This window comes from Phenylobacterium sp., assembly GCF_031360265.1.
GTDB lineage: Bacteria > Pseudomonadota > Alphaproteobacteria > Caulobacterales > Caulobacteraceae > Phenylobacterium.
In genome coordinates this window covers 1-5,032 of the sequence record NZ_JANMBF010000125.1, presented here as the reverse complement: position 1 = coordinate 5,032, position 5,032 = coordinate 1, and the positions used below count along the sequence as shown (strand labels likewise).

The following is a 5,032-nucleotide window of genomic DNA, read 5'->3' as shown; positions in this document are numbered from 1 at the left end:
ATCGCCGGGCCGACCACCGTCGTCGCGGGTTCGCCGAGGCCCACCGGCGGCTCGGTGCTGGGCAGGAACTCGATGTCCAGGTCGGGCACATCGGCCATCCGCAGGGGCCTGTAGGTTCCCAGGTTGGTGTCCCGGACCTGGCCGTTCTGGAACTCCGTGCCCTCAAACAGCGCCAGACTCATGCCCCAGAGCGAGGCGCCCTGCACCTGCGACAGCGCGCCGTCGGGGTTCACCACCGTGCCGCAGTCGACCACTAGGTCCAGCTTTTCGACCTTCACCACCCCGCTCTTCGGGTCGACGCGGACGCGCGCCGCGCAGGCCACCCAGGTCGGCATGTCGCGTTCCTGGCCGAAGGTGGTCGCCAGACCGATGCCGGTGTTCTTTGGCAGCGGCTTGCCCCATCCGGCCTTGGCCGCGACTTTCGACAGCACCGCGGCCTGCCGGTGCGCCCCGCCGGTGGCCGTGGGGCCAGAGCCCGCGTTGCGGCCGGCGGCGTCCAGCAGCTTGAGCCGGAAGGCGAGGGGATCGGCCCCGACGCTGTGGGCCGCTTCGTCCATAAAGCTCTCCAGCGCCCAGTTGGTCCAGCCCGGTCCGACCGAGCGCAGCCAGCCCGGCCGGAACGTGGCGTTGGCCAGGTCGTTGTTCACCGCCCGCACCCGCTGCGCGCCCACCGTGTACCAATGGTCCGCCCCGTTGATCGCGAAGGGATCGTAGGCCACGCCATTGGCGCCCTTGGGCATGAAGAACGGCGCCATGGCGAGTGTCGGCCAGCCGGCGGCGGCGGTGTGCTCCATCGCCGTGACCCGGCCCGCCTCGCCGAAGGCCATCCGCACTACCTGCACCGACGGCGAACGGGGACTGTCGAACAGGCTGTCGTCGGCGCGGGTGAAGACCAGCTTCACGGGCTTGCCCGCGGCCTTGGCCGCCAACGCAGCGGCGACCGCGTAGTCGCCGTTCAGCCGCCGCCCGAACCCGCCGCCCAGCAGGTAGCTCTTCATCACGATGGTGTTTTCGGGACGCCCCAGGGCCTTGGCCAGCCAGGGCAGCACCAGCGATTGCCACTGGTTGCCGGTGTGGATTTCGAACACCCCGTCCTTCTCGAAGGCCAGGGCGTTGACCGGCTCCATCTGGAAATGCAGCGCGGTGGCTGTCGTATAGGTGGCCTCGACCTTCGACTTGGCGCTGGCGAAGGCCGCATCGACGCCGGGGTCCTCCACCGCCAGCCCGCCGGCCTTCGGGTCGGCGATCAGGTCGGCGGCGCGCTTCTGCAGGTCGGCTTCGGAGACCTTCGCCGCGGGGCCGGTGGTCCACACCACCTTGACCAGATCGGTCGCCCGGGTGGCGGCCACGAAGCTGGACGCCAGCACCACCACCCAGCCCGGCACGGTTCCGGACGGATCGGTGAGCGCCAGGGTCTTGAGATATCCAGGAACCGCCTTGGCGGCGCTGTCATCGATGGACACCACCACGGAGTCGTTGCGGGTCGGCGGCAGCTTCGGTCGCGCGTAGACCATGCCTGGAACCGTGGCGTCGAGGCCATAGACCCCCTGGCCGTTGGTCTTGCCGGGTATGTCGCGCGCGCGGGCCGGCTTGCCGATCAGCTTGCGTTCGGACGCGGCCTTGATCGGCATCTTGGCCAGCTGTTCGGGCGTGAAGCTGCGCGCGACATTGCCGCGCGTGACGATGTCCCCATAGGTCACCGAAGCCTTGCCGGCGTGGATCGCGCCGCCCCGGGCCACGCAGGCGCCGGGCGCGACGCCCAAGAGCTTGGCGCCTTCCTCGATCAACACCGTGCGGCCCGCCGCCCCGGCCTGGCTGTAGATCGGATAGCTCTGCCACACCGACCAGCTGCCGCCGGTGACCATCAGGCCCCATTTGGCGTCGGAATCGACCGTCGTGATGCGGACTTTCGACCAGTCGGCTTCCAGCTCGTCGGCGACGATGCGGGCGATGGCGGTGCCCACGTGCTGGCCAAGCTCGGCGCGGATGACGTTGACGTTGATGATCCCGTCGCGGCCGATGGAATACCAGATCGTCGGCGCGAGCCCGGTCGGGGCGCCGGCCGCATCGGCGGCGCCGGCGAAGCCTATGGAGGCGCCGGCGGCGGTCAAGGTTATCAGAAATCCGCGGCGGGAGAGGGCGGTTGTGGCGTCGTCGGGACGGATGGGGGCGTTCATGCGGCGGCTCCCTGACGGGACTTGGCGGCTGGCTTGGCCGCGGCCGCCAGCTTGATCGCCTGCTTGATGCGCACATAGGCCATGCAGCGACAGAGGTTGCCGTTCATCCCCTGCTCGATCTGGGCGTCGGTGGGGTGCGGATTGGCCGCCAGCAGGGCCGCGGCCTGCATGATCTGGCCAGACTGGCAATAGCCGCACTGCGGAGCCTGCGCCTCGACCCAGGCCACCTGCACCGGGTGCGCGCCATGCGGGTCCAGGCCCTCGATGGTGGTGACCGCCTTGCCGGCGACGCGGCTGGCCGGGGTCAGGCAGGAGCGCACCGCCTTGCCGTCCACGTGCACCGTGCAGGCGCCGCACTGGCCGATGCCACAGCCGAACTTGGTGCCCTTCAGGCCGATCTCGTCGCGAATCACCCACAGCAGGGGGGCGTCGTCCGGTCCCGTGGTCGTGACCTCGCGGCCATTCAGCTTGAAGGTGGTCATCGCATGCGCCTCCCCGGAAGATTCCTCGCAGCGGACGCCAACTTGCGCCGCTCGGCAACGTCTATTTTCGACCGGTCCGGCGAGGTGATGTTGCAGCTGAATGGCGCACCGCTGGACAGACTCCCGTCGCGCGGCCACGTTGAGCCACGCGGAATTGCAGAGGGCGAATGCCAGACTTGACCGAGCCGGGCCTGATCCCCCGTCCTGATGCGAGTGGCGCCGAGCCCGCCCCGCCCGGCGCTCGTGGCGAGATCTTCGGCCACCCCACCGGACTTGCCTTCATCGTCGCTGTCGAGGCGTTCTGGTCCTTCGCCTACTACGGCATGGTCACCCTCCTGACGCTCTACATGACCCGCCAGCTGTTCACGCCGGGGCACATGGAGCACGTGCTGGGTTTTGGTCAGTACCGCGCCGCGCTCGAAGGCGTGTTCGGGCCGATGAGCCCGCTGGCGGTCGCCTCCCAGACCTTCGGCCTGGCGACCGGCATGATCTACGCCCTGCCGATCCTGGGCGGTCTGGTGGCCGACCGCTGGCTGGGCCAGCGCCGCACCATCGTGCTCGGCCTGATGATCCAGACCGCCGGCCACCTGCTGCTGGTCACCGAGGCGGGGTTCCTGTTCGCGCTGGTCCTGCTGATCCTCGGCGCCGGGCTGGTGAAGAGCAACCTGCTGGGCCAGGTCGGCCGCCTCTACGGGACCGGAGACGCGCGGCGCACACGCGGCTTTGGCCTGTTCCTGATCGCGGTGAACATCGGGGGGTTCATCACGCCCCTGGTCTGCGGAACGCTGGGGGAAAAGGTCGGCTGGCGCTACGGCCTGATGGCCGCGGCCGTCTCCATGATGCTGGCCCTGGTCGCCTATATCGCCGGGCTCCGACACTTCCCGACAGACACCGTGCGGGCGCCGGCGACCTCAAGCGACCCCGTGTCCAAGCCTCGGCTGCGGACCGGGGAGACGCGGATTATCGTGGCGATCCTCTGTGTGCTGCTGGGCGGGATGCTCAACACCGGGACCTACAATCAGGCGTTCAACATCTTCCCGATCTGGGCCCAGGCGCACATCGACCTGAACCTCATGGGGTTCCAGATGCCGGTGACCTGGTTCAGCGCGCTGGACGGGGTGCTCACCATCGTGGGCACCGCCCTGGCGATCCGCCTGTGGGCCTGGCAGGCCCACCGGGGCCGCGAACCCAGCGAGGTCACGCGGATCGCCACGGGCTGCGCCATGACAGCGATCGCGTTTCTAATCCTCGCCGGCGCCAGCGCCGCGGCCGGGGCGGGCAAGACGCCGATCCTGGCCGGCGCGGCCTTCTTCCTGTTCGCCGACTTCGCCATCCCGTGGGTCGACACGATCACCATGGCGCTGATCTCACGCGCGGCCCCGCCGAAGCTGAACAGCACCATGCTGGGGGTCTATTACCTGTTCTTCGCCGGCGGCAACTTCCTGGTCGGCTGGCTGGGCCACTTCTACGAGATCCTGACGCCGGCCGCCTTCTGGCTGCTGCACGCCAGCATCGGCGGCGGCGCGGCGCTCTACCTGCTCGTGGCCCGGCGACGCCTGACCGCGGCGCTCGGGCTCGGCGCCCACTGAATTTGGGAGTGGCGCGAATGACGGGACTTGAACCCGCGACCTCCGGCGTGACAGGCCGGCGCTCTAACCAACTGAGCTACATCCGCAACTTGGGCACGCGTGAAACGCGAGGCGCGCCTAATAGGTCCGGGCCGGAATCGTGTCAACGATAGAAGCGGTCGCCAGGGCGGCCGTCCGCCGGTTTTTCGTGAGCTTTGAGCCGACGGTCCGTGAGCTTTTCGCGCTGCAACAAGGCCCCGTTTGAAACCGCCGTGGGGCTGGTCTAGAACGACCCGCGACTCCTCGAAGGATTCCCCCGAGACGGCCATGACCGCGTTCCTGCTCCAGTACCTGCCGATCGTCATCTTCCTCGGCATCGCCGCGGCGCTGGGCGTGATCTTCATCGTCTTCGCCAGCGTGCTGGCCCCCAAGGCGCCGGACGCGGAGAAGCTGTCTTCCTATGAGTGCGGGTTCAACGCCTTCGACGACGCGCGGATGAAGTTCGACGTGCGGTTCTATCTGGTCTCGATCCTGTTCATCATCTTCGACTTGGAGGTGGCCTTCCTGTTCCCCTGGGCCGTGGCGCTGATGAAGCTGCCGGCCGCCGCCAGCCAGTTCGCCTTCTGGTCGATGATGAGCTTCCTGGGCGTGCTCACCGTGGGCTTCATCTACGAGTGGAAGAAGGGGGCCCTGGAATGGGAGTGATCGTTCCCGCCGGCCCGGGAAGCGTTCCCGCCAACGGCGGCGCGCGCTCAGCCGTCGAAGGCTACAACCCCGACGCCCACGACCCGTTCTTCGACGGCGT

General features: G+C 68.8%; 4 protein-coding genes, 1 tRNA gene and 1 pseudogene. 3 read left to right on the top strand and 3 right to left on the bottom strand.

Annotated features, from left to right (window positions below):
- Positions 1-2,177, bottom strand: a 2,177-nt coding sequence (locus RMN86_RS11620; protein WP_309606006.1) for a molybdopterin cofactor-binding domain-containing protein, incomplete at its 3' end; no start/stop codon positions are given.
- Positions 2,174-2,659, bottom strand: coding sequence for a 2Fe-2S iron-sulfur cluster-binding protein (locus RMN86_RS11615; RefSeq protein ID WP_309606005.1), 486 nt, complete (start codon positions 2,657-2,659; stop codon positions 2,174-2,176). The genes RMN86_RS11615 and RMN86_RS11620, both read right to left, overlap by 4 nt.
- A 167-nt stretch (positions 2,660-2,826) precedes the next feature.
- Between RMN86_RS11615 and RMN86_RS11610 the strand changes: the two genes are divergently transcribed.
- Positions 2,827-4,248, top strand: a complete 1,422-nt coding sequence (locus RMN86_RS11610) for a peptide MFS transporter (RefSeq protein WP_309606004.1) — start codon at positions 2,827-2,829, stop codon at positions 4,246-4,248.
- Between the two features lie 9 nt (positions 4,249-4,257).
- On the opposite strand, the gene RMN86_RS11605 is transcribed toward RMN86_RS11610, so the two are convergent.
- Positions 4,258-4,334: transfer RNA gene (locus RMN86_RS11605), tRNA-Asp, on the bottom strand.
- A gap of 220 nt (positions 4,335-4,554) precedes the next feature.
- Here RMN86_RS11605 and RMN86_RS11600 point away from each other — a divergent pair.
- Both RMN86_RS11600 and RMN86_RS11595 read left to right on the top strand, forming a co-directional pair.
- A complete protein-coding gene (locus tag RMN86_RS11600; protein ID WP_309606003.1) occupies positions 4,555-4,932 on the top strand; it encodes an NADH-quinone oxidoreductase subunit A in 378 nt (125 codons plus the stop codon).
- A pseudogene (locus RMN86_RS11595) lies at positions 4,923-5,032 on the top strand (NADH-quinone oxidoreductase subunit B); the annotation flags it as partial. The gene RMN86_RS11600 and the pseudogene RMN86_RS11595, both read left to right, overlap by 10 nt.

Excerpts from the sequence above, each read along its gene's own strand:
- RMN86_RS11615 (WP_309606005.1), bottom strand. The coding sequence starts at position 2,659 with ATGACCACCTTCAAGCTGAATGGCCGCGAGGTCACGACCACGGGACCG.
- RMN86_RS11610 (WP_309606004.1), top strand. The coding sequence starts at position 2,827 with ATGCCAGACTTGACCGAGCCGGGCCTGATCCCCCGTCCTGATGCGAGT.
- RMN86_RS11600 (WP_309606003.1), top strand. The coding sequence starts at position 4,555 with ATGACCGCGTTCCTGCTCCAGTACCTGCCGATCGTCATCTTCCTCGGC.